Origin of the sequence: [Pseudomonas] carboxydohydrogena (genome assembly GCF_029030725.1) — a bacterium.
Taxonomy (GTDB): Bacteria; Pseudomonadota; Alphaproteobacteria; order Rhizobiales; family Xanthobacteraceae; genus Afipia; species Afipia carboxydohydrogena.
This window is the reverse complement of sequence record NZ_CP113162.1, coordinates 2019395-2043337: the sequence shown is the minus strand read 5'-3', so window position 1 is coordinate 2043337 and position 23943 is coordinate 2019395. Positions and strand designations below refer to the sequence as shown.

General features: G+C 63.9%; 19 protein-coding genes. 13 read left to right on the top strand and 6 right to left on the bottom strand.

Going from position 1 to position 23943, the window contains the following annotated elements:
- Positions 1 to 133 precede the first annotated feature (133 nt).
- The 3 genes from AFIC_RS09865 to AFIC_RS09855 are packed head-to-tail and all read left to right on the top strand — an operon-like array spanning position 134 to position 3899.
- Positions 134 to 2527, top strand: a complete 2394-nt coding sequence (locus tag AFIC_RS09865) for a TonB-dependent siderophore receptor (RefSeq protein WP_275246060.1) — start codon at positions 134 to 136, stop codon at positions 2525 to 2527.
- Positions 2528 to 2538: 11 nt separating this feature from the next.
- Entirely contained in the window at positions 2539 to 3693 is a 1155-nt protein-coding gene (locus tag AFIC_RS09860) for a PepSY-associated TM helix domain-containing protein (protein ID WP_275246059.1), read from the top strand.
- Complete coding sequence (locus AFIC_RS09855) at positions 3690 to 3899, top strand: hypothetical protein (protein WP_275246058.1); 210 nt, start codon at positions 3690 to 3692, stop codon at positions 3897 to 3899. The genes AFIC_RS09860 and AFIC_RS09855 overlap by 4 nt, the downstream gene beginning before the upstream one ends.
- Before the next feature lie 30 nt (positions 3900 to 3929).
- Here AFIC_RS09855 and AFIC_RS09850 read toward each other — a convergent pair whose 3' ends face one another.
- Entirely contained in the window at positions 3930 to 4421 is a 492-nt protein-coding gene (locus AFIC_RS09850) for a MarR family winged helix-turn-helix transcriptional regulator (protein ID WP_275246057.1), read from the bottom strand.
- A 147-nt stretch (positions 4422 to 4568) separates the two neighbouring features.
- Between AFIC_RS09850 and AFIC_RS09845 the strand changes: the two genes are divergently transcribed.
- Positions 4569 to 5720 (top strand): efflux RND transporter periplasmic adaptor subunit, encoded by a 1152-nt coding sequence (locus AFIC_RS09845; protein WP_275246056.1) that lies wholly within the window; start codon positions 4569 to 4571, stop codon positions 5718 to 5720.
- 2 nt (positions 5721 to 5722) lie between these two features.
- A complete protein-coding gene (locus AFIC_RS09840; protein ID WP_275246055.1) occupies positions 5723 to 8872 on the top strand; it encodes a multidrug efflux RND transporter permease subunit in 3150 nt (1049 codons plus the stop codon).
- Positions 8873 to 9004: 132 nt separating this feature from the next.
- Here AFIC_RS09840 and fabF read toward each other — a convergent pair whose 3' ends face one another.
- Together fabF and AFIC_RS09830 are read right to left on the bottom strand one after the other, a co-directional pair.
- Positions 9005 to 10267 (bottom strand): beta-ketoacyl-ACP synthase II, encoded by a 1263-nt coding sequence (gene fabF / locus AFIC_RS09835; protein ID WP_275246054.1) that lies wholly within the window; start codon positions 10265 to 10267, stop codon positions 9005 to 9007.
- 38 nt (positions 10268 to 10305) lie between these two features.
- Complete coding sequence (locus AFIC_RS09830; protein WP_275246053.1) at positions 10306 to 11589, bottom strand: MFS transporter; 1284 nt, start codon at positions 11587 to 11589, stop codon at positions 10306 to 10308.
- Positions 11590 to 11719: 130 nt separating this feature from the next.
- On the opposite strand from AFIC_RS09830, the gene AFIC_RS09825 reads away from it, so the two are divergent.
- The 4 genes from AFIC_RS09825 to AFIC_RS09810 all read left to right on the top strand — a co-directional run bounded on the left by AFIC_RS09825 (position 11720) and on the right by AFIC_RS09810 (position 15882).
- Entirely contained in the window at positions 11720 to 12349 is a 630-nt protein-coding gene (locus AFIC_RS09825; protein WP_275246052.1) for a TetR/AcrR family transcriptional regulator, read from the top strand.
- 92 nt (positions 12350 to 12441) lie between these two features.
- Entirely contained in the window at positions 12442 to 13329 is an 888-nt protein-coding gene (mmsB, locus tag AFIC_RS09820) for a 3-hydroxyisobutyrate dehydrogenase (RefSeq protein ID WP_275246051.1), read from the top strand.
- A gap of 15 nt (positions 13330 to 13344) precedes the next feature.
- Entirely contained in the window at positions 13345 to 14568 is a 1224-nt protein-coding gene (locus tag AFIC_RS09815) for a BaiN/RdsA family NAD(P)/FAD-dependent oxidoreductase (protein ID WP_275246050.1), read from the top strand.
- A 114-nt stretch (positions 14569 to 14682) separates the two neighbouring features.
- Positions 14683 to 15882, top strand: a complete 1200-nt coding sequence (locus tag AFIC_RS09810; protein WP_275246049.1) for an ABC transporter substrate-binding protein — start codon at positions 14683 to 14685, stop codon at positions 15880 to 15882.
- 71 nt (positions 15883 to 15953) lie between these two features.
- Here AFIC_RS09810 and AFIC_RS09805 read toward each other — a convergent pair whose 3' ends face one another.
- Together AFIC_RS09805 and AFIC_RS09800 are read right to left on the bottom strand one after the other, a co-directional pair.
- A complete protein-coding gene (locus AFIC_RS09805; RefSeq protein ID WP_275246048.1) occupies positions 15954 to 17771 on the bottom strand; it encodes an ABC-F family ATP-binding cassette domain-containing protein in 1818 nt (605 codons plus the stop codon).
- 5 nt (positions 17772 to 17776) lie between these two features.
- Positions 17777 to 18235 (bottom strand): YaiI/YqxD family protein, encoded by a 459-nt coding sequence (locus AFIC_RS09800; RefSeq protein WP_275246047.1) that lies wholly within the window; start codon positions 18233 to 18235, stop codon positions 17777 to 17779.
- A gap of 192 nt (positions 18236 to 18427) precedes the next feature.
- Between AFIC_RS09800 and AFIC_RS09795 the strand changes: the two genes are divergently transcribed.
- Positions 18428 to 19480 carry a Ppx/GppA phosphatase family protein gene (locus tag AFIC_RS09795; RefSeq protein WP_275246046.1) on the top strand — a complete coding sequence of 351 codons (1053 nt, stop codon included), beginning with the start codon at positions 18428 to 18430 and terminating at the stop codon, positions 19478 to 19480.
- 30 nt (positions 19481 to 19510) lie between these two features.
- Positions 19511 to 20191, top strand: coding sequence for an RlmE family RNA methyltransferase (locus AFIC_RS09790; RefSeq protein ID WP_275246045.1), 681 nt, complete (start codon positions 19511 to 19513; stop codon positions 20189 to 20191).
- Here the strand turns inward: AFIC_RS09790 and AFIC_RS09785 are convergent.
- Positions 20188 to 21651 carry an MFS transporter gene (locus tag AFIC_RS09785; protein WP_275246044.1) on the bottom strand — a complete coding sequence of 488 codons (1464 nt, stop codon included), beginning with the start codon at positions 21649 to 21651 and terminating at the stop codon, positions 20188 to 20190. The genes AFIC_RS09790 and AFIC_RS09785 overlap by 4 nt on opposite strands.
- Positions 21652 to 21994: 343 nt before the next feature.
- Between AFIC_RS09785 and guaB the strand changes: the two genes are divergently transcribed.
- Both guaB and AFIC_RS09775 read left to right on the top strand, forming a co-directional pair.
- On the top strand, positions 21995 to 23491 hold the full coding sequence (gene guaB, locus AFIC_RS09780) for an IMP dehydrogenase (RefSeq protein WP_275246043.1): 1497 nt from the start codon (positions 21995 to 21997) through the stop codon (positions 23489 to 23491).
- Positions 23492 to 23570: 79 nt separating this feature from the next.
- The gene (locus tag AFIC_RS09775) at positions 23571 to 23933 is read left to right on the top strand and encodes a hypothetical protein (protein ID WP_275246042.1); all 363 of its coding nucleotides are present in this window, start codon (positions 23571 to 23573) and stop codon (positions 23931 to 23933) included.
- The last annotated feature ends 10 nt before the right edge of the window (positions 23934 to 23943 follow it).

Here is a 23943-nt window from a genome sequence, read left to right as displayed (position 1 = left end):
ACATGAAAGCAACACGCGCGGCAACACTGCCGGTTTTCGATGCCTTCTAATTTTCAAAACCGTGTCGACGCGATTCAGCGTGATAGGAGGAAAAAGAAATCCGCTAGGGGCGGAATAAATTTCGGGGCACGATATGAATAGCAAGTCGAAGGTTTTCAAACGCGCTATCTGCATGGGCGCGGTCAGTTATCTCGCGCTGACGATCAATGCTCCTTCCACGGTTCACGCGCAGACCGCGCAACAATCATCGACGCTTCCCGCGGTCACCGTCGATGCGCCGAAGCCGCAGGTGAGACGCCGCGCGGCGGTGCGTCCTTCATCGCGCGCACGCAGCACCTCGCGCAGCGTTGCGCGGAACAGGGGCACGGAGCAGGTGGCGCCTGCGGGTGCCGTCAACGGACGCGGCGCTGGCGAACGCGGCACGGGGCCGGTCGATGGCTATCTCGCTCATCAAAGCGTGTCCGGCACCAAGACCGATACGCCGCTCTTGACGACGCCGCAGGCGATTTCGGTCGTGACGCAGGATCAGGTTCGCGCGCAAGGCGCGCAAAGCGTGCAGGATGCGCTTCAATACACGCCGGGCGTTTCCCTCCAGGGTTACGGCGCCAATGCGTTCTTCGATGGTTTCAAGATTCGCGGCTTCAACGCGGTGAGCTATCTCGACGGTTTGCGTCTGCCCGCGGACAGCACGACCTTCGCCACCCCCAAAATCGAAACCTATGGGCTCGAGCGTCTCGAGGTCGTGAAGGGTCCGTCGTCGGGTCTCTACGGGCAGACCGAGCCGGGCGGTCTCCTCAATATGGTGAGCAAGCGCCCGACGGCGACGGCGCATTACGATTTCGAGACGACGTTCGGAAACTTCAACTACAGGCAGGGCGCGTTCGACATCGGCGGCCCGATCGATAAGAACGGCGAGTTCCTGTATCGCATCGTCGGTCTGGGCCGGTTGGCCGATACGCAGACCGACTTCATGCAGAACAACATGACGTTCATCGCGCCGAGCTTCACGTGGCGTCCGACAAACGACACCAGCTTCACGATCCTGTCGCAGTATCAGAAGATCGACAACAAGGGTTATCAGCAATACGTGCCGGGACAGGTCTCGTTCCTGCCGAATCCGAACGGGCGCGTGCCGTACAATGTCTATATCGGCGAGCCCGCATACGATGGCTACAAACTGGAACAGAAGTCGATCGGCTATGCGTTCGAGCACAAGTTCGACAACAATCTCCAGTTCCGCCAGAACTTCCGCTACATGGAGGTCAGCAACGATCTGAATTCGGTTCGTTCGGAAGGCATGTTGCTGCTGAATCCGGGCTTTCCTCAGCCGCCGCCGATCTACAGCGATACTCTGGTCTCGCGTTCCTATAACTACGTGAAGGCGCATTCGCAGAACGTCACGCTCGACAACCAGTTGCAGGCCGATTTCCGCACCGGCCCGGTGACGCACAAGGTGCTGGTCGGCTTTGACTTCCTGCACCAGACGGGAAGCGTCGATTATCGCACGCAGGGCGGCCAGCCGTCCGGCACGTTCCCCAGCATCAATCCTTACAACCCGGTCTATGGCGCGGTTCCGACACCGTTCGATGCGCTGTCGCCCTTCATCCTGAACAACAACAAGATCGATCAGGCGGGCCTCTATGCGCAAGACCAGATGAAGCTCGACCGCTGGACGCTGACGCTCACTGGACGGCAGGACTTCGTCAACACGAGTCTGACCAGTCTGTCTCCGGCATTTTATCCGCCTCCCGGCGCATATTCGCGCAGCGATTCCGCGCAGACCGGCCGCGTGGGTCTGAACTATCTGTTCGATAACGGCGTGTCGCCCTACATCAGCTATTCGACGTCGTTCGTGCCGAACACGGGCGCCGCTGCGGGCAGCTCGACGCCGTTCAAGCCGACGACGGGCGACGGCAAGGAGATCGGTGTCAAGTTCATGCCGAATGGTATGAACCTGATGATGACCGCGGCGCTGTTCGAGATCAATCAGAACGACATTCTGACGGGCAACCCGACGATCTTCTTTACGAGCTTGCAGACCGACTCGGCGCGCTCGCGCGGTTTCGAATTCGAGGTGCGCGGAAACGTGACCCGCGAACTGGAGATCATCGGCGGCTACACCCGGCTGGATACGAAGATCACGAAAAGCCTCGCCCCGCCCACGGCCAACAATCTCGGCAAGCATCTCCAGGCTGCCCCGGAAGATCAGGCGTCGTTGTGGGCGAAATATACATGGTATAACGGTCCGATGGCGGGCCTTGGATTCGGCGCGGGCGTCCGCTATGTCGGCAAGAGCTGGGGCGACGGGCAGAACACGTTCGTCATCCCTGACCATACGCTCTTCGATGCGGCGGTCAGTTATGACTTCGCGTATCTGCGTCCGGACATGAAAGGCTGGAGCGCGCAGGTGACCGCGAAGAACCTGACCAACAAGTACTATGTCGAGTCGTGCCTGACCGGTCTTGCCTATTGCGGCCTTGGAACGGCCCGCACGGTTCTCGGCACCCTGCGATATAGCTGGAAATAAAGGAGTCAAAATTGGCGGCGAGCAAGTCACTACGACGATGGTCATGGGTGCACAAATGGTCGAGCATCATTTGCACTGTGTTCATGCTGTTGCTGTGCGTGACCGGCTTGCCGCTGATTTTCCACGAGCAGATCGATGATGTCCTGCATTCGCAGGTGAAGGCGGCGGAGGTGCCTCCCGGTACTCCGCCAGCCAATCTCGACGACGTCATGGCGGCGGTGAAGGCGCAGAAGCCGGACATGGTGCCGCACTTCCTGGTCTGGGATCGGGATGATCCCAACGCGATGATGGTGAGCGTCGGCAAGACGATCAACGCGGATCCTTCCAAGAATACGTTCGTGCGTGTCGATGCGCATACGGCGAAATATCTCGATGCGCCGGATGTCACCGGCCGCTTCACCTACATCATGCTGAGGCTGCACACCGACATGTTTGCCGGTCTGCCGGGCAAATTGTTTCTGGGCTTCATGGGCATCCTGTTCTGCGTGGCGATCATTTCCGGCATCGTGGTCTATGCGCCGTCGATGCGGAAACTCGATTTCGGCACCTACCGGCGCGAGCGCAAGCGGGTGGTGCGCTGGCTCGACGTGCACAATCTCGCGGGCATCCTTTTGGTGATGTGGACGCTGGTCGTCGGCTTCACCGGCGTCATCAACACATGGGCCGATCTCGTCATCAAATACTGGCAGTTCGACCAGCTCGCGGCGATGACGGCGCAGTACAAGGACCGTGCTATCGTCGTGAACCCGGCCTCGGTCAACGAGGCGGTGAAGGTCGCGGTCAAGGCGGAGCCTGACATGAAACCGGCCTTCGTCGCGTTTCCGGGCACGATCTTCAGCAGCAAGAGCCATTATGCCGTGTTCATGCGCGGCGACACGCCTTTGACATCTCGCCTGCTGAAACCCGCTTTGATCGACGCGCAGACCGGCGCGATGACGGACAGCCGCGAGATGCCGTGGTACGTCTCGACGCTGCTCTTGTCGCAGCCGCTGCATTTCGGCGATTACGGCGGCATGCCGCTGAAGATCATCTGGGCGATCCTCGACGTCATCACCATCGTGCTTCTGGTGACCGGGCTTTATCTCTGGCTGCGGCGGCGCAAGTCGGGCGTTTCCGTTGAGCGTTCGGTCGCGAGCGTCTCGGCGCTGGAGCCGCAGACGCCATGAGCGGACGCAGCGTTTTTTCAAGGCACCGCACGCTCGGGCAGATCTTCGCTGTCCCGGCGCTGATCGGCGTCATGAGCATCATCGGCCTCATCGCGGCACTGGTCGGTGACGGCATCTGGGATGGGCTGTCGTGGCTGATGCTGGTCACGCCGGTCATCATCTACGCGGCCTGCATCTACATTCCGCGCCGTCCGAAAACGCGCTGACCGGCGGGATGGCCGGTTGGCGAGCGCGATCTATCGTCGCATTCGCCGCGTCGGAGACGGAGGAGGCGGGGCCGTGTCGGCGGCGGCATCCCCGTTGTTCTTGACGTTATCCTTAACCTGCTGGAGCACGGCGAGCGCGGTCTGAAGCGCGGCCACCGGCGTTTCGCGCAGCGCCTCGGAGGCGATAGAATCGCGCAGGCTGTCGAGGTCATCGACGAGACGGCGTCCCGTATCGGTCAAATATAGTTGATTGGCGCGGCGGTCGGTGGGGTGCGGCCGGCGTTCGAGAAGATCCTGATCGACAAGGCGATCCAGCAGCCGCACCAGCGATATAGGCTGCAATTCCATCACTTCCGCGAGATCGACCTGCGACAACCCTTCCTGCTGACGCAATCGAAATAGCACGATCCACTGCGCGCGCGTGGTCCCGCGGCTCTTGGCGCGATGTTCGATATAATTGCGCAGCACGCGGGAAGATTCGACGAGCTGCGTGATGAACTGCCGTTTGAGATCGAGTGACATGGGCCGGACCGTGACGGTTGCCATGACCAAGGAGTGGGTTGGCCTGACGAAGAATTCATTAGCATGCCATGATATTAAGTGCTTGCATACTAAATAATCGCAGTCTTATGAGTGATATGTAAGAATATCGGGTTTACGAGAGACGGAATGACGAAGTCTGGAATGCCTCGCTGGGGATTTGTGCTGATCGCGCTGGCGATTGTCGGCGCGGGAGTGTTCGGCTGGCGCGAGTTCGGCTCGCGCAAGCCCAAGGCAGCGGCGGCGCCCGCGGTGCCGGTGACGATCGCTCCTGTCGAGAAGGCGGACTTCCTGGTCTACATGTCGGGCCTCGGCACCGTGCAGGGCTTCAACACCGTGCAGGTTCGCACGCGCGTCGATGGCGAGATCACGCAAATCGTTTTCAAGGAAGGGCAGTTCGTCAAGGAAGGCGATCTTCTGGCGCAGATCGATCCGCGTCCGTTCCAGGCGACGCTCGATGCGGCCAAGGCCAAGAAGGTGCAGGACGAGGCGAACCTCAACAACGCCAAGCTCGATCTTGCCCGCTCGACCAAGCTTGGCGAGTTCGCGACCCGCCAGACCGTCGATACCCAGAACGCCAATGTCGCGCAACTGACCGCGCAGATCGCGGGCGATCAGGCCGCGATCGACAACGCGCAGACGCAGCTCGACTACGCCAGCATCCGCGCCCCGATCGCCGGCGTCACCGGCATCCGCATGGTCGATGTCGGCAATATCGTCACCGCCGCGGCGCAGACGGCGATCGTGTCCATCGCGCAGGTCGAACCGATCTCGGTGATCTTCACCGCACCGGAGCAGCAACTGCCCGCGATCGCGGCCGCGATGAAGCGCGGCCCGCTCAAGGTGATCGCCTATACGACGGATGGGCGGAAGCAATTGTCGGAGGGCGTGCTGGCGCTGATCAACAATCAGGTCGACTCCACCAGCGGAACCATCCGGCTGAAAGCGACGTTCGACAATAAGGACCATGCGTTGTGGCCGGGATTGTCGGTTTCCACGCGGCTTCTGGTCGAGACGGTCAAGGATGCCACCGTGGTTCCGGAAGATGTTGTGCAGCATGGCCCGGACGGGCTGTTCGCCTTCGTCGTCGGCGAAGGCAACAAGGCGGTGGTGCGGCCGATCAAGGTCCGGGAAACCGGCAACGGCAAAAGCCTGATCGACAGCGGGCTCGCGCCGGGCGAGGAAGTGGTGACGCGGGGCCAGTACCGGGTTCAGGCGGGATCGCTTCTGGCCACCAGGGTTGCGGGCTCCGGCGACGGCGCCGAACCGAAAGCTGATTGATCATGAGCTACGGCGGCGTTTCGGCTCCCTTCATCCGCTACCCCATCGCAACCTCGTTGCTGATGGTGGGCGTGCTGTTCGTCGGCCTCGTGGCGTACCCGTCGCTGCCGATCGCGCCGCTGCCGCAGGTGGATTTTCCGACCATTCAGGTCTCGGCGAGCTTGCCGGGCGCGAGTCCCGAAACGATGGCGTCGTCGGTCGCCCAGCCTCTGGAGCGGCAGTTCGCGCAGATCCCTGGCGTCGCGCAATTGACCTCGACGAGTTCGCTCGGCTCGACGTCCGTGACGATCCAGTTCGATCTCAACCGCGCCATCGACGGTGCGGCCAATGACGTGCAGGCGGCGATCAATGCCGCCGGCGGCCAGTTGCCGAAAAACCTGCCGAGCCCGCCGACCTATCGCAAGGTCAATCCGGCGGATGCGCCGATCATGATCCTGTCGGCGACCTCCGACACCATGCCGCTGATCGATGTCAATGACGCGATCGACAGCCAGTTGGCCCAGCAGCTCAGCCAGATCACCGGCGTCGCCCAGGTCACCATCGGCGGTCAGCAGAAGCCCGCGATCCGCGTGCAGATCGACCCCGCCAAGCTGGTGGCGAAGGGACTCGGTCTGGAAGACGTGCGCGCCCAGCTGGTGCAGACCACGGTCGATAGCCCGAAGGGCAATATCGACGGCAAGACCCGCAGCTACACGATCTACGCCAACGACCAGTTGCCGGCGTCGAAGGACTGGAACGACGTCATCATCGCCTATCGCAATGGCGGTCCGTTGCGCATCCGCGACATCGGGCAGGCGGTGTCGGGCCCCGAGGACATGAAGCAGGCGGCGTGGGCGAACAACAAGCGCGGCGTGTTCCTTGTCGTCTTCAAACAGCCCGGCGCCAACGTCATCGAGACGGTCGACAAGATCAAGGCGCAGTTGCCGCGGCTGGAGAAAGCCATTCCGCCCGCGGTCAAGGTCACGATCATGAGCGACCGCACCACGACCATCCGTGCGGCGGTCGAGGACGTGCAGTTCACGCTGCTTCTCACCATCGCCCTCGTGGTCATGGTGATCTTCATTTTCCTGCGCAGCTTCTGGGCGACGGTGATTCCGAGCATCACTGTGCCGCTGGCGCTGCTCGGCGCCTGCGCGCTGATGTGGGTGGCGGGCTACACGCTCGACAATCTGTCCCTGATGGCGCTCACCATCGCGGTCGGTTTCGTGGTCGACGACGCCATCGTGATGCTGGAGAACATTTCGCGATACGTGGAGAAGGGGGAGGACCCATACCGGGCCGCGTTGAAGGGCGCGAGCGAGATCGGCTTCACCATCGTGTCGATCAGCGTGTCGCTGGTCGCGGTGCTGATTCCGCTGCTGCTGATGGGCGGCATCATCGGGCGCCTGTTCCGCGAATTCGCGGTGACGCTGGCGATGACGATCTTCGTCTCCATGATCGTGTCGCTGACGCTGACGCCGATGATGGCCTCACGCTTTCTGCAACCGCACCGGGAGCACCAGCAGCACGGCAGGTTCTACCAGTGGAGCGAGCGCATGTTCGACGGCATGCTCTATTGGTACGAGCGTGGCCTGAACGTGGTGATGCGCTGGCGCTTCACCACCCTGATGGTGTTCTTCGCGACGCTGGCATTGTCCGTGATCCTTTTCATCGCGATCCCGAAGGGCTTCTTCCCGCAACAGGACAACGGCCTGCTGACCGGCGCATCGCAGGCGGCGCAGGATATTTCCTTCGCCGACATGAAGCGCAAACAGGAAGAACTCGGCAAGATCGTGATGGAGGACCCCGACGTTTTCAGCGTCGCGATGGCGATCGGCGGCGGCGGCAGCGCGCTGAACACCGGCCGTCTTTACATCACACTGAAGCCGCGCAACGAGCGCACGGCGCTGGCGCCCCAGATCATCGCGCGGATTCGCGCCAAGGCCGAGAAGGTGGAAGGCGCGAAACTCTATCTGCAAGCGTCGCAGGACGTGCGCCTCGGCGGCCGAGCCACCCGCACGCAGTTTGAATACACCTTGCAGGATGCCAACCTTGCCGAACTGAACGAGTGGGCGCCGAAGATTCTGGCGAAGATGGAGACGTTGCCGCAACTGCGCGACGTCGCGACCGACCAGCAGACCAAGGGCACCACGCTGACGCTGACCATCGACCGCGATACGGCGTCGCGTTACGGCATCTCGCCGCAACTGATCGACGATACGCTGTACGATGCCTTCGGCCAGCGTCAGGTCGCGCAGTATTTCACCCAGCTCAACAGCTATCACGTGGTGATGGAGATTTTGCCCGAGATGCAGGGCGATCTGGACAGCCTCCAGAAAATCTACATCAAGTCACCGACGACGGGCGATCAGGTGCCGCTCTCGACCTTCGTGCGCTGGACAACCGATCCGGTGCGGCCGCTGTCGATCAGCCATCAGGGCCAATTCCCGGCGATCACCATCAGCTTCAATCTCGCGCAGGGCGTAGCACTCGGGCAGGCGACAGACGCCGTGCAGAAGGCGGTGGCCGATCTTGGCGTGCCGGGCACGTTGAGCGGCAGTTTCCAGGGCACCGCGCAGGCGTTCCAGCAATCGCTCGGCACCATTCCGCTCCTGATCTTCGCCGCGCTCATCGTGGTGTACCTGATCCTCGGCATTCTCTATGAAAGCTACATCCACCCGATCACCATTCTGTCCACGCTGCCATCGGCCGGCGTCGGCGCGCTCGCGACGCTGATGATCTTCGGCTACGACTTCAGCCTGATCGCGCTGATCGGCATCGTGCTTCTGATCGGCATCGTGAAGAAGAACGGCATCATGCTGGTGGACTTCGCGATCGCGGCTGAGCGCGACGAGCATCTGACCTCGGAGGAGGCCATCCACAAGGCGGCGCTGCTGCGCTTCCGCCCGATCATGATGACGACGATGGCGGCGCTGCTCGGCGGCGTGCCGCTGATGCTCGGCCACGGTACGGGTTCGGAAATCCGCCAGCCGCTCGGCTTCGCCATGGTCGGCGGCCTGCTTGTCAGCCAGGTGCTGACATTGTTCACCACGCCGGTGATCTATCTCTACCTCGACCGCCTGTCGAACTGGATGTCGCAGTTCGGACGCGGCACGCCGTCCGATAGCGATCATTCCGAGCCGCCGAGCGCGGTGTCGGAGGCGGCGGAGTAGATGGCGAGAGCGTCATCCTGAGGTGCGAGCGCGCAGCGCGAGCCTCGAAGGATGACATGCGCGGGTATCGTCACCCTTCGAGGGCCATGCTGCGCATGGCCGCCTCAGGATGACGGCTTGGGAAACCCTGACCTACATCTTGCGGAAGATCACGCTGGCGTTGACGCCGCCGAAGCCGAAGCCGTTGGACAGCACATGATCGATCTTCATGTTGCGGGCCTGGCCGCGGACGAGATCGACGCCTTCCGCCGCATCGTCGGGATCGTCGAGATTCAACGTGGCGGGCGCGGTCTGGTCGCGCAGCGACAGCACCGAGTAGATCGCCTCGAGGCCACCGGCCGCGCCGAGCAAATGACCGGTCGCGGATTTCGTCGAACTCACCGCCACGCTGTTGCTGGTTCCGAACACCGCTTTGATCGCGGCGAGTTCGCCGAGATCGCCCACCGGCGTCGAGGTGGCGTGCGCATTGAGATACTGGATTTGCGCCGGATCAAGTCCCGCCTGTTGCAGGGCTTGCACGACCGCGCGTCGCGCGCCGTCGCCATCCTCGGGACCTGACGTCATGTGATAGGCGTCGGCGCTGGTGCCGTAGCCGATCAGCTCGGCGATCGGCTTCGCTCCGCGCGCCAGCGCATGCTCCAGTTCCTCGATCACGAGGAGGCCCGCGCCTTCGCCCATCACGAAACCATCGCGTGCCTTGTCGAACGGGCGCGAGGCGCGCTCCGGCGTATCGTTGAAACCGGAGGAGAGCGCGCGCGCCGCCGCGAAGCCTCCGAGCGCGGTGCGCTCGACGCAGGCTTCCGCGCCGCCCGCCAGCGCAATGTCGGCTTCGCCCGCACGGATGATCCGCGCGGCGTCGCCGATCGCCTGCACGCCCGCCGCGCAGGCCGTCACCGGCGCACCGAGCGCGCCCTTGAAGCCGTGCTTGATCGACACCTGACCGGCGGCGAGATTGACGAGGAACGATGGCACGGTGAAAGGCGACAGCCGCCGCACGCCGCGCGAATCCGCCAGCCGCACGGAATCGGCGATGGCGGGGAAGCCGCCGACGCCGGAACCGATGATGGTGGCGGTTCGTGTGCGGTCCTTGTCTGTGGCCGGGTGCCAGTTCGCCTGCGCCACCGCTTCCTCCGCCGCGAGCAGCGCGAACAGGATGAAGCGGTCCATCTTCTTCTGGTCCTTGACCGGCGCGGCGCGGTTGGGATCGAAGCCTGCTTCCGGGTCGTCGGTCATGTCCGGCACGAGGCCCGCGACCTTGCAGGGCAGGTCGGCGGACGCTTCCTCAGACAGGCGGCGGATGCCTGATTTTCCGGCGATCAGCCGCGACCAGTTGGCTTCCACGCCGCAACCCAGCGGCGACACCGCACCCATACCCGTGACAACAATTCGCCGCATCGTCCTGCCTTGTCTTCCTAAATCTGGTGTGTACAGACCTAGGCGACTACGGCGCGTTTGTCACGGCGGATCGACAGGACGGCGAGCGAGGCAATCAGACACAGCAGCCCCGCTGTGAAGAATGCGGGCAAATAGCTCGACAAATAGGTCCGCGACAATCCGGCCCCCAGCGCCACCGATGCCGCGCCGATCTGGTGACCGGCGAAAATCCAGCCGAACATCAGATTGGTGCGTTCTGCCCCGAACGTCGAGGCGGTGAGCCGCACGGTCGGCGGAACCGTGGCGATCCAGTCGAGCCCGTAGAACACCGCGAACAGCGACAGGCCGTAGAAGGTGAAGTCGGTGAACGGCAGCATCAGCAGCGACAGCCCGCGCAGGCCGTAGTACCAGAACAGCAGCCAGCGATTGTCGTAGCGGTCCGACAGCCAGCCGGACATCAGGGTGCCCATGAAATCGAAGATGCCCATCGCCGCCAGGAGCGTCGCGGCACCCGTCGCCGGAATCGAATAATCGGCGCACAGCGTGATGAAGTGCGTCTGGATCAGGCCGTTGGTGCTCGCCCCGCAGATGTAGAAGGTGAAGAACAGCACCCAGAACACGCGGCTTCGCGAAGCCTCCTTCAAAGCACCGAGCGCGGCGGAGGTGATCGGCGCGTTCGCGGGCGCGATTGGAGGGATCGGCGTCGTGCCGTCATCGCCGAACGGACGCAGCGCCATGTCCGATGGACGGTCGCGCACCACCAGAAGCACGGCCAGCGCGGCGACGGCCATCAGCGCGCACAGCGCGAGCGTGGCGACGCGCCAGCTATAGAGCTCGGTGAGCTTTGCCATCACCGGCAGAAACAGAAGCTGGCCGGTGGCCGAACTCGCGGCGAACATCCCGACCACCAGTCCGCGCCGTGCGGTGAACCAGCGCGCGGCGACCGTTGCGCCGAGCACCAGCGCGGTCATGCCGGTGCCGAGGCCGACGACGAATCCCCACAGCACGATCAGTTGCCAGACTTCCGTCATGAACAGCGAGAGCACGAGGCCGGAGATGATCGTCGTCAGCGCGCAGATCACCACGTTGCGCATGCCGTAGCGATTGATGAGGGCGGCGGCGAATGGGGCCACCAGCCCGTACAGCAACAGGCGGATCGATAGCGCGCTGGAGATCTCCGCGTTGCTCCAGTGGAATTCCTGCTCCAGCGGCACGATGAACACGCCCGGCGCGCTGATCGAGGCGGCGCTCGCGAGCGTCGTCAGGAACGTCGCGGCGACGACAGCCCATCCGTAATGGATGTCGCGGGAGGCGAGGCGTGCCGAGAGCCAGTTGGAGATCATGATCGGTCCTGTGGGGCAAAGTCGAAAGCTGTGAATATGATAAGTATCATATCACGGAAATTGAATCACGATCCCTTTGCGGGACGGCTTCTTTCGTATTATATGATATGTGACATATAAAGGACAGACGATGCGCTACGCCCGGAATCACAAAGCGGCGACCCGCGAGAGGATCCTGCAAGGGGCGGTCACGCGCCTGAAGGAAAATGGGTCCGGCGGCATCGCCATCGCGGAGTTGATGGAGGATGCGGGCCTCACCCATGGCGGCTTCTATGCGCATTTCAAATCGCGCGATGCGCTGGTCGAGGAATCGTTCCGTCATGCGCTGGAGGGGATCGCGCAGCGCTGGCGGGCGCGGGCCGAGAAGGCGCCGCGAGGCGAGGGGCTGGAGGCCATCGTGAACGGCTATCTGACGCGCGAGCATCGCGACGACGCATCGGGCGGTTGCGCGTTACCGGCAATCGGTGCTGAGTTGGCCCGCTCCAGCGCAAGGACGCGGCGCATTTTCACCGAAAGGCTGGAGGATGCGATCGATGCCGTCGCCGCGCAAAGCGCGGAAAGTCCGGCGAAGGTCGCGCGCGAAGAGGCGATCGGCGTCATCGCGACCATGGTGGGAAGCCTTTTGCTGGCGCGCGCCGCCGGTCACGAACAATTATCGGCGGACATTCTGAAGGCCGGGCGGAAGAAAGCGCTCGCGGAACACAGACCGCGCGCCCGGCGCGCCATTGCGAAACCGGTGCGGACAAAGGTGCCTCGATAGAGGCCGGCGCGTTCGCCTCGTTCTTATGTTGAATATCGCACCCTCTGCGTTCGGGCGCTAAATTGTTTCACGTTCACCAGACGGAGCAGGTCATGACGCAGATTGCTTTTATCGGTCTCGGCAACATGGGCGGGCCGATGGCCGCCAATCTGGTGAAGGCGGGTTTCGCGGTGCGCGGTTTCGATCTGGCCGAATCCTCGAAGAAGGCGGCGGCTGAAGCAGGCATCGCCGTTGCATCCAGCATCAACGATGCGGTGCAGGGAGCCGAAACCGTCATCACCATGTTGCCTGCGGGTCAACATGTGCTCGATGTCTGGAACGAGATCGTGCCGCTGCTCGATAAGGGCGCCTTGATTATCGATTGCTCGACCATCGACGTGGGAAGCGCGGGACAGGCGCATGAACTGGCGGCGACCGCCGGCCTGCGCTCGGTCGATGCGCCGGTGTCCGGCGGCACCAACGGCGCGAAGAACGCGACGCTGACCTTCATGGCGGGCGGCGATCCGAAAGCATTCGCCGCCGCGAAGCCGATCCTGGAAAAGATGGGCGGCAAGATCATCCATTGCGGCGAGGCGGGCGCGGGGCAGGCGGCGAAGATCTGCAACAACATGATCCTCGGCATTTCGATGATCGGCGTGTCCGAAGCCTTCACGCTCGGCGAGAAGCTCGGGCTGTCGCATCAGGCATTGTTCGACGTGGCGTCCACATCTTCGGGACAATGCTGGTCGCTGACGAGCTATTGCCCGGTGCCGGGTCCGGTGCCCGCGTCGCCCGCCAATAACGATTACAAACCGGGATTTGCCACCGCGTTGATGCTGAAGGACCTGCGACTGTCGCAGGAGGCGGCGCGCGCGGCCGGCGCGTCCACCCCGCTCGGCGCGCATGCGCAGGCGCTTTATCAGGCTTTCTCGGATGCCGGACACGGCATGGTGGACTTTTCCGGCATCATCGCGCATCTCAGGGATCAGTCGAAGGGGTGAAACTGGTCTGATGCCGTGACCGCGCCGGATGTTGCCATCATAGGGGCCGGTCCGGCCGGTCTGATCGCGGCCGAGACGGTTGCGGCGGGCGGGGCGTCGGTCATTGTTTATGACCGGATGCCGTCGGTCGCGCGCAAATTCCTGATGGCCGGGCGCGGCGGGCTCAACCTCACCCACAGCGAACCGCTCGAGACTTTTCTCACCCGCTATGGCAACGCCTCTCCGCTGTTGCGCAATGCGATCGAGGCATTTCCGCCGCAGGCGTTGCGCGACTGGGCGCACGGGCTAGGGCAGGAGACGTTCATCGGCTCCAGCGGGCGGGTGTTTCCGAAAACCTTCAAGGCCTCGCCGTTGCTGCGCGCATGGTTGACACGGCTGGACGGTCTCGGCGTGCGGTTTTCGTTGCGACACCGCTGGCTGGGCTGGGACGAGAACGGTGCGTTGCGTTTCGAGACGCCGCAGGGAGTGCATAGCGTTAAGCCGCGCGCGACGATCCTCGCATTGGGCGGTGCAAGCTGGCCAAGGCTCGGATCGGATGGCGGCTGGCGCGACATAGTGTCGGCGCAGGGCATCGCGATCAGAGATCTGAAACCGGCGAATTGCGGTTTCCACGTCGCGTGGAGCGAGTCTTTCCGGGAGCGGTTCGAGGGCCAGCCGCTCAAGAACGTCGCGCTCAATTATGAGAAGCATACATCGCGCGGCGAAATGGTCATCACGAAGGATGGCATCGAGGGCGGCGGCATCTATGCGCTGTCGGCGGCGCTGCGCGACGGCATCGCCGCGAAGGGACACGCGACCCTTCTGATCGACCTGCGCCCGGACCTGTCCCAACCGGACATCGTGGCGCGCCTGTCGCGGCCGCGCGGCAAGCAGTCGGTCGCAACATTTTTACGCAAGGCGTTAACCTTGCCTCCGGCCGCCATCGGGCTTTTGCACGAGGCGGCATTGCATCGCGGTGCGAGGCTTGCGGCGCTCGATCCCGCCACGCTTGCCGGATTGATCCGGGCGCTGCCGCTCCGCTTGGAGGCGACCGCTTCGCTGGCGCGGGCGATTTCGACCGCGGGCGGGGTGTCTTTCGCGGAGATCAACCCCGATTTCAGCCTGCAAAAGCGGCCCGATGTCTTTATCGCGGGCGAGATGCTGGACTGGGAGGCGCCCACCGGCGGCTACCTCCTGCAAGGCTGTTTTGCCACCGGTGCCGCCGCCGGGCGGGGGGTCCTGGCGCGATTGGGCCGTTAAGCGCTTCGGACGATAGAACTATGGCGGCGTCACACAAAACCGGTAGGCTGAGGGGGAACTATTATCTCGTTCATCTCTTTCGCGTTGCAAAATAACGATAGTCGGGAGTGAAACATGAAATCCAAATATCTGTCGGCCATTTCCGCTCTGGCCCTTCTTGCTGCGGCTGGACCGGCGTTTGCCGCCGAGGGCGTCAAGATCGGCGTTCTGAATGACCAGTCCGGCGTCTACGCCGATTTCGGCGGCAAGTGGTCGGTCGAGGCCGCCCGCATGGCCATCGAGGATTTCGGCGGCTCCGTGCTCGGGCAGAAGATCGAACTGGTCGATGCCGATCACCAGAACAAGCCGGATCTGGGCGTCAGCATTGCGCGCCGCTGGTATGATGTCGAACACGTCGACATGATCACCGAACTGACGACATCGTCCGTCGCGCTTGCCGTGCAGGATCTGTCGAAGCAGGAAAAGAAGATCGACATGGTCGTCGGCGCGGGCTCCTCGCGCATCACCGGCGATTCCTGCTCGCCTTATGGTTTCCACTGGGCCTATGACACCCATGCGCTGGCTGTCGGTACCGGCGGCGCGCTCACCGAAGCGGGCGGTAACAGCTGGTTCTTCCTGACCGCCGATTATGCCTTCGGCTATTCGCTTGAGAAGGACACCGCCGAGATCGTGAAGGAGAAAGGCGGCAAGGTGCTTGGCGCGGTACGTCATCCGCTGAACACCTCGGACTTCTCGTCGTTCCTGTTGCAGGCGCAAAGCTCGAAGGCGAAGGTCATCGGTCTGGCCAACGCCGGTCTCGACACCTCCAATGCCATCAAGCAGGCGTCGGAATTCGGCATCGTGCAGGGCGGCCAGAAGCTCGCGGCGCTCCTGTTCACGCTGGCTGAAGTGCATGGCCTTGGTTTGCAAGCCGCTCAGGGCCTGCAACTGACCGAGAGCTATTACTGGGATCGCGACGACAAATCGCGCGAATTCGCCAACCGCTTCTTCAAGAAGACCGGCCGGATGCCGAACATGGTGCAGGCCGGTACCTATTCGGCCGTGACCTCGTATCTGAAGGCCGTGAAGGCCGCCGGTACCAAGGACACCGAGGCCGTCACCAAGAAGCTGAAGGAACTGCCGGTCGACGACGCCTTCACCTCGCACGGCAAGGTTCTCGCCAACGGCCGCATGGTGACCGACCTCTATCTGTTCGAGGTCAAGAAGCCTTCGGAAAGCAAGAAGCCGTGGGATTACTTCAAGGTGATCGCGACGGTTCCGGGCGACAAGGCTTACCCGACCGCGAAGGAAAGCGGCTGCCCGCTGACCAAGTAAGTCTCAACCGATAAAGGAATCCGCGCCGCGCGAAAGCCGGCGCGGATTTTCTTTTGCGCCGGAAAGCGGCATTACGTTCCGCTTTCGATGTCCTCGCGCAGGATTTCCAGCTCCAGCCATTGCTCCTCGGCGGCCGCGAGATCGGCATGGGCTTTAGTCATCGCGGCGGATGCGGAATCGAACGCCTTGCGGTCGCGCGCATAGAGCGTCGGATCGTCGAGTAGGGTTTGCAGCTTCGCGATCTCGGCTTGCAGCTTCGCCATGGTCTTCGGCAGCGTTTCCAGCGCGTGCTTGTCCTTGAAGGAGAGACGGCGTTTCGCGGCGGGCGCGTCCGGAGCAGGCGAGGATGTTTTCGCGGCTTTCGCGGGCGCGGGCGTGCCCTTGACGGTCTTTTCCTTCAGGTCGCTGCCGCGCTGCGCCAGCATGTCGGAGTAGCCGCCGGCATATTCGATCCAGCGGCCTTGTCCTTCCGGCGCGATCACGGAAGTGACGACGCGGTCGAGAAAGTCGCGGTCGTGGCTGATGAGCACCACGGTGCCCTCGTAATCGCCGAGCATGTCTTCCAGCACGTCCAGCGTCTCCAGATCGAGATCGTTGGTCGGCTCGTCCAGCACCAGCAGGTTCGATGGCTTGGCCAGCGCGCGCGCCAGCATCAGGCGTCCGCGCTCGCCGCCGGACAGCGCCTCGAGCGGGGTGCGCGCCTGCTCCTGCGAAAACAGGAAGTCCTTCATGTAACCGATGACATGCTTCGGCTTGCCGCCGACCATGATGTGGTCGCCGCGTCCGCCGGTCAGGGCTTCGGAGAGCGTCGATTTCGGATCGAGGCTTTCGCGATGCTGGTCGAGCGTCGCCATTTCGAGATTGACGCCGAGCCGCACCGTGCCTTCGTCCGGCGGCTGTGCGCCGGTGAGGATGTTGATGAGGGTGGTCTTGCCCGCGCCGTTGGGACCGACGATGCCGAGCCGGTCGCCGCGCGCGATGCGGGTGGAGAAATCGGCGACGATGGCGCGCTCGCCGAACGCCTTCGAGATGTGTTTCGCCTCGGCCACGAGCTTGCCGGACACATCGGATTCGGCGGCGGCGAGCGTCGCCTTGCCGGTTGCGCCGCGATAGTCGCGCCGCTGCTGGCGCAGCGCGTGCAGATTGCCGAGGCGTTTGACGTTGCGCTTGCGGCGGCCCGAGACGCCGTAGCGCAGCCAGTGCTCCTCCATTACGATCTTGCGGTCGAGCTTGTGCTGCTCGCGTTCTTCTTCCGCCAGCACCTCGTCGCGCCACTCTTCGAAAGCATCGAAGCCTTTCTCGATGCGACGGGTCTCGCCACGGTCGAGCCAGACGGTGGCGCGCGACAGGTTGGCCAAAAATCGCCGGTCGTGGCTGATGATGACGAGCGCGCTGCGGCGGGAGGCGAGTTCGCTCTCCAGCCATTCGATGGTGGTGAGGTCGAGATGGTTGGTCGGCTCGTCCAGCAGCAGGATGTCGGGCGAGGGCGCGAGCACCCGCGCCAGCGCCGCGCGTCTTGCTTCGCCGCCCGAAAGGTCCGCCGGATTTTCCTCGCCGGTAAGCCCGAGCTGTTCGAGCAGGTAGCGCGCCTGATAGGAGTCGTCTCCCGGATTAAGTCCCGCCTCGACATAGGCAAGCGTTGTGGCCGCGCCCGAGAAGTCCGGCTCCTGCGGCAGATACCGTACCGTCGCGCCTGGCTGCACGAAGCGCGTGCCGCGATCCGGGTCGATCAGTCCGGCGACGATCTTGAGCAGCGTGGACTTGCCCGAGCCGTTGCGGCCGATCAGGCAGACACGGTCGCCCGCTTCGACGGCCAGTTCCACGCCGGTCAGAAGCGGCGTGCCGCCGAAGGTGAGGGCGATGTCCTTGAGCTGGATGAGGGGAGCCATGTGCCTCAGTTTGCTGGTTGCGCGCGCAGGATGCGGCGGATGGCCTGATCCAGCGCCGAGAGAAATGCCGAACGATCCTTCGGCGAGAAGCCGCGCGGGCCGCCGGTGATCTCGCCGCTGGCGCGCAGATCCGTCATCAGGTTGCGCACCGCGAGCGTCATGCCGATCGACTCTTCCGTGAACGCCTTGCCGTTCGGCGCGATGACGGACGCACCGGCCTTCACGCAACGGCTGGCGAGCGGAATGTCGGCGGTAACGACGACATCGTCTTTCGTTGCGCGTTCGGCGATCCAGTCGTCGGCCGCATCCATGCCGGCCCCGGCGGCGATGCGTTCGATCATGGGATCGTCCGGCACGCGGATGAAATTCCCCGCGACGACGCTCACGGGCCAGTGGTGGCGCGCGGCGACGCGGTAAATTTCATCCTTCACCGGACAGGCATCTGCGTCGATATAGATTCGCATATTGTTCGTTCGTTTAACGTCCTGCGTTTTGCGTTGCGATAACATGGCTCGCGCCGCCGCGAAAGCAGGCGCATTCCTTAGTTTTCAGGCGTTTTGGCGGGGCTGGAACAGGATGGTTGCGCGCGACGCCTGCGCTGATACATTTGGCAACGAATGGTGTTTCGCGCCGCCTCGGCGCAGATTTGGATCTGCATGACGGAGCATGCACAGTTACGCGCCGCCGTGAAGCGGGACGCGACTTTGCTGGCGGGCGAGGCGGAAGCAAGCCATGCTTCCGGCGTGCCTGCCTATGCCGCGATCGATCTCGGCACCAACAATTGCAGATTGCTGATCGCGCGCCCGGCCGGTGACGGCTTCCGCGTGGTCGATTCATTTTCCCGCATCATCAGGCTCGGCGAGGGCATCGTATCGTCCGGCCGCATCAGCGATGCCGCGATCGAGCGCGCTGTCGTCGCACTGTCGGTCTGCCGAGACAAGATGGATGCGCGCGGCGCGGTCCGCCGCCGCACCATCGCCACCGAAGCCTGCCGCGCGGCGGACAACTCGGATTTTTTCCTGTCCCGCATCAAGTCGGAAACCGGAATCGAACTCGAGATCGTCGATCGCGAAACGGAATCGACCTTCGCCGCGATCGGCTGCTCGCCGCTGCTCGACGACCGCGCGCGCGGTGCGATCCTGTTCGACATCGGCGGCGGCTCGACCGAGGTGGTGAAGCTGATGCGGCCCGACGGTCAACCTGATGCGCCGCCGGTGAAAGGACCGTGGATATCGCTGCCGCTCGGCGTCGTGACGCTGGCGGAGCATTTCGGCGGCATCGACGTGACGCGGGAGTCCTATGCGGCGATGGTCGATGAAGTCGCCCGGCATCTCGCGCCGTTCGCGGCCGCGCATAACGGCAACCTCGAAGGCATGCACCTGCTCGGCACGTCCGGCACCGTCACCACGGTGGCGGGTGTCCATCTCGGCCTCGTACGGTACGACCGCCGCAGGGTCGACGGGCTCTGGATGAAGGGCCACGACATCGAGGCGGCGGTCGAGAAGCTGATGACGATGACCTATCGCCAGCGCGCCGATAATGCCTGTATCGGGTCCGAGCGCGCCGATCTCGTGCTGGCGGGCTGCGCCATTCTCGATGCGATCCGCGCGGCGTTCCCGGTGCCGAGGCTGCGGGTCGCCGACCGTGGCCTGCGCGAGGGGATGCTGGTCGAAATGATGCGCGAAGACGGCTATATCCAGCCCGTGTAAGGTCGCGCACGGAATTCTCAAGGCTCACGCATGGCGAAAGACACCACCGGACGGCTGCACGTCACGGTCAAGAGCGGCGGCAAGCGCAAGCTGTCGTCCAAGCTGTGGCTGGAGCGCCAGCTCAACGACCCTTATGTCGCGCAGGCCAAGCGCGACGGGTATCGTTCGCGTGCCGCCTACAAGTTGCGCGAGATGGACGACAAATATCGTTTCCTCAAGCAGGGGCAGGCGGTGGTCGATCTCGGCGCGGCACCCGGCGGCTGGAGCCAGATCGCGGCGAAGCGCGTCGGCGCGGAGGCAGGCAAAGGCAAGGTCGTCGCCATCGACCTTCTGGAGATGGGCGAGATACCCGGCGTCACCTTCGCGCAGCTCGATTTCCTCGCGGACGATGCCCCCGAGAAGTTGCGCGCGATGCTGGGGGGCGGCGCGGACATCGTGATGTCCGACATGGCCGCCAACACCACGGGGCACCGGAAGACCGACCAGTTGCGCATCGTCGGTCTGGTCGAGAGTGCCGCGGCTTTCGCGGCCGAGGTGCTCAATCCCGGTGGCGTGTTTCTGGCGAAGGTGTTCCAGAGCGGGGCGGATGCGACGTTGCAGGCGGAGCTGAAACGCAATTTCGCCACCGTGCGTCACGTCAAGCCCGCGGCGAGCCGTCAGGATTCATCCGAGCGCTACGTGCTGGCGATGGGCTTTCGCGGGGGCGATTAACCCAGCCGGTGGTCGCGCACTTCGGCAGTGGTTTCGTTGGCGGCGGTGTCGGCGGCTTTGGGGCCTTCCATCGCCTCGACCTTCTGGCCGGAGATCTGGTGCCCCGCATTGGCGGGCAGGCGATAGAACGACCAGAACGATGACAGCGAAATTAGCGAGACGACGACAAAGGCCGGCCAGAAATCGGCCGCGGTTAGCTCGGCGCCTTGCCGAAAGTGCACCGTCGCCTCGACCGCGAACGCGCCGACCGCGACGCCCGCCGAAATCGCAAGCTGCTGGTTGACGCTCGCAAGCGTGGTGGCGCGGCTCATCTGCGGCGGCTCGACTTCCGCGTAAGCCAATGTGTTGATCGCGGTGAATTGCAATGAGCGGAAGAAGCCGCCGACGATCAGCACGATCATGATGAGCAGAAGCGGCGTGCCGGGCGTGAACAGCGCGCAGGCGGCGAGCGACGCGGAGGCGACGAACACGTTGAACAGGATGACCGGCCTGAACCCGAAGGTGCGGATGATGCGTGCGGCGAACGTCTTCATGCCCATCGCGCCGATGGCGGAAGCAAACGTCACCATGCCGGACTGGAACGGCGATAGTCCGAAGCCGAGCTGCATCAGGAGCGGCAGCAGGAACGGCAACGCGCCGATGCCCATGCGGAACAGGAAGCCGCCGCCGAGGCTCGCGCGCAATGTCGGCAATTGCAGCAGCGAGAAGTCGAGCACCGGCGAGGCGGTCTTGCGGGCGTGGCGGATGTAGAACAGGCCGGAGACGGCGCCGCCGACGATCAATCCGACGACCAGTTGCCACGGCAGCAGGTTGAGCCCCGCGACCGACAGCCCGAAGGCAAGTCCGGCCACGGCGAGCCCCGCCAGCAGCAGGCCGACGAGATCGAAGCGTTCGGGATTGATGCTGCGGATCGGATCGATGAAGCGGACGGCGAGATAGATTCCGAGAAATCCGATCGGGATGTTGATGAGGAAGATCCAGTGCCACGAGAAATAGGTCGTGATGAAGCCGCCGAGCGGCGGGCCGATCACCGGGCCGAGCAAGGCGGGTACCGTCACCCATGCCATGGCGTTGACGAGTGCGCTCTTGTCGATGGTCCGCAGCAGCACCAGGCGGCCGACCGGCATCATCATCGCGCCACCCATGCCCTGAAGGATGCGGGCGAAGACGAAATCGGTCAGTGTGGAGGAGAGCGCGCAGCCGATCGAGCCGAGCATGAACACGCCGATGGCGGTCGCGAATACCGTGCGCGCGCCGAACCTGTCCGCCATCCAGCCGCTGCCGGGAATGAACACCGCGAGCGACAGCAGGTACGAGGTGATGGCGACCTTGAGCGCCAGCGGATTGGTGCCGATGTCGGCTGCAATCGCCGGGAGCGAGGTCGCGATCACCGTGGAGTCCATGTTCTCCATGAACAGCGCGCAGGCGACGATCAGCGGAATCAGGCGTTCTTTCTGCATCGTCAGGTTGGTAGCAACGGTGGGAGGATCGGCAAAGCCCGGCCAAGGGTGAACATGGGTGAAAAGGGACGAAACTGGCCGGTATCGCGGGCGAGGGCACTCTCGCGGGGTCAACTCGCCGTGACACCGGCCGTTCCGGCGCAAGGGGATGAGGCTGGTATGGCTGCCATCGCGCAAAAGCCTGTCAAAACCGCGAGAAAGGCTTTGAAATACGGGGTCGCCGTGCTATCGACCACCGCCAATCCCATCGATGGGCGACGATTCCCGTGTGGTGCCGCAGCGCCGCCGGATCGCCGCTTATCCTGAGATGTTAGCGCGGCGAGGCCGCTGGAGGGAGTTGGCAATGGCGTCCATCAATCAGACAATCCGGGAAGCGTTTACCTTCGACGACGTGTTGTTGAAGCCCGGCCTGTCGGAGGTGATGCCCTCCGAAGCCGATCTGCGGACCCATCTGACCCGTGCCGTTCCCCTCAACATTCCGATCATGGCCTCCGCCATGGATACCGTCACCGAGGCCCGCATGGCGATCGCGATGGCGCAGTCGGGCGGCATCGGCGTCATCCATCGCAATTTCAACAGCCCCGAGGATCAGGCCGCGCAGGTGCGGCAGGTGAAGAAGTTCGAATCCGGCATGGTGGTCAATCCGCTGACCATTTCGCCCGACGCGCGGCTCGCCGACGCGCTGGCGATGATGAAGGACCACGGCTTCTCCGGCATCCCGGTGGTCACCGGCGGCGGCAACGGCCAGCCCGGCAAGCTCGTCGGCATTCTTACCAACCGCGACGTGCGTTTCGCCACCAACCCGGACCAGAAGGTGTCCGAGCTGATGACGCACGAAAATCTCATCACCGTGCGCGAGGGCGGCGTCAACCAGACCGAAGCCAAGAAGCTCCTGCACCAGAACCGGATCGAGAAGCTGCTGGTGGTGGACGACCAGTACCGCTGCGTCGGCCTCATCACGGTGAAGGACATGGAGAAGGCGGTGGCCTATCCGCTGGCCTCCAAGGACGAGCAGGGCCGCCTGCGCGTCGCCGCCGCGACCACGGTGGGCGACGGGGGTTTTGAGCGCACCGAACGGCTGATCGACGCGGGCGTCGATGTCGTGGTGGTCGATACCGCGCACGGCCATTCGCAGCGCGTGCTCGATGCCGTCAACCGCATCAAGCGGCTGTCCAATGCAGTTCAGGTGGTGGCGGGCAACGTCGCGACCCGGGAAGGCACGCAGGCGCTGATCGATTCCGGCGCGGACGCGATCAAGGTCGGCATCGGCCCCGGCTCGATCTGCACCACGCGCATCGTCGCGGGCGTCGGCGTGCCGCAGCTCACCGCGATCATGGATTCGGTCGAGGCGGCGAAGAAGGCGGGCATCCCCGTGATCGCGGACGGCGGCATCAAGTTCTCGGGCGATCTCGCCAAGGCGCTGGCGGCGGGCGCGGATGTCGCCATGGTCGGCTCGCTGCTGGCGGGCACCGACGAGACGCCCGGCGAAGTGTTCCTGTGGCAGGGCCGCTCCTACAAGGCCTATCGCGGCATGGGCTCGGTCGGCGCGATGTCGCGCGGCTCGGCCGACCGCTACTTCCAGCAGGACATCAAGGACACCCTCAAGCTGGTGCCGGAAGGCATCGAGGGGCAGGTGCCCTACAAGGGGCCAGTCGCCAACGTGCTGCATCAGCTGGCGGGCGGCCTGCGCGCGGCGATGGGCTATGTCGGCGCCAGGACGTTGCAGGACTTCCACGCCAAGGCGGAATTCGTCCGCATCACCGGCGCGGGGTTGCGCGAAAGCCACGTCCACGATGTGACAATCACGCGCGAGAGCCCGAACTATCCCGGCGGAGCGTAGTTATCACGGCGAGCCCGCGATGCATCCCTGAGAGGGGTGCGCGCGGGCGATCCATACTTTGATATTTGGAGACGCCGTCATGATGTATCAGGGCATTTTGTTGCCGGTTTTCGTTCTCGTCGCGCTGACGTTCGGGGTGTTGTTCTGGACCGGGCGCCGCCTCTCGCTGGCGGGAGGGCCCGCCCAGGGCTGGTTCAACTACCACCTTCAGACGCTGTTCTATGTCGTTGTGGCGCTTGCATTGCCATTGCGGCAGGCCGATCTCGTCATGGTGCTGCTGGCATGGGTGTTCGTGGTGCTGCAAATCTTCCATGCGGGGCTGTTCGTCCGCTCATCGGGTGAAGCCGCGCAAGGCTCCTCGCTCTTTATCGCCGGCGCGCTGGTGTTGCTGGCGATGTGGGTGTACTTCGCGCTACGCATCCTGTTTCCCACACTCACATAACGACTGAAGG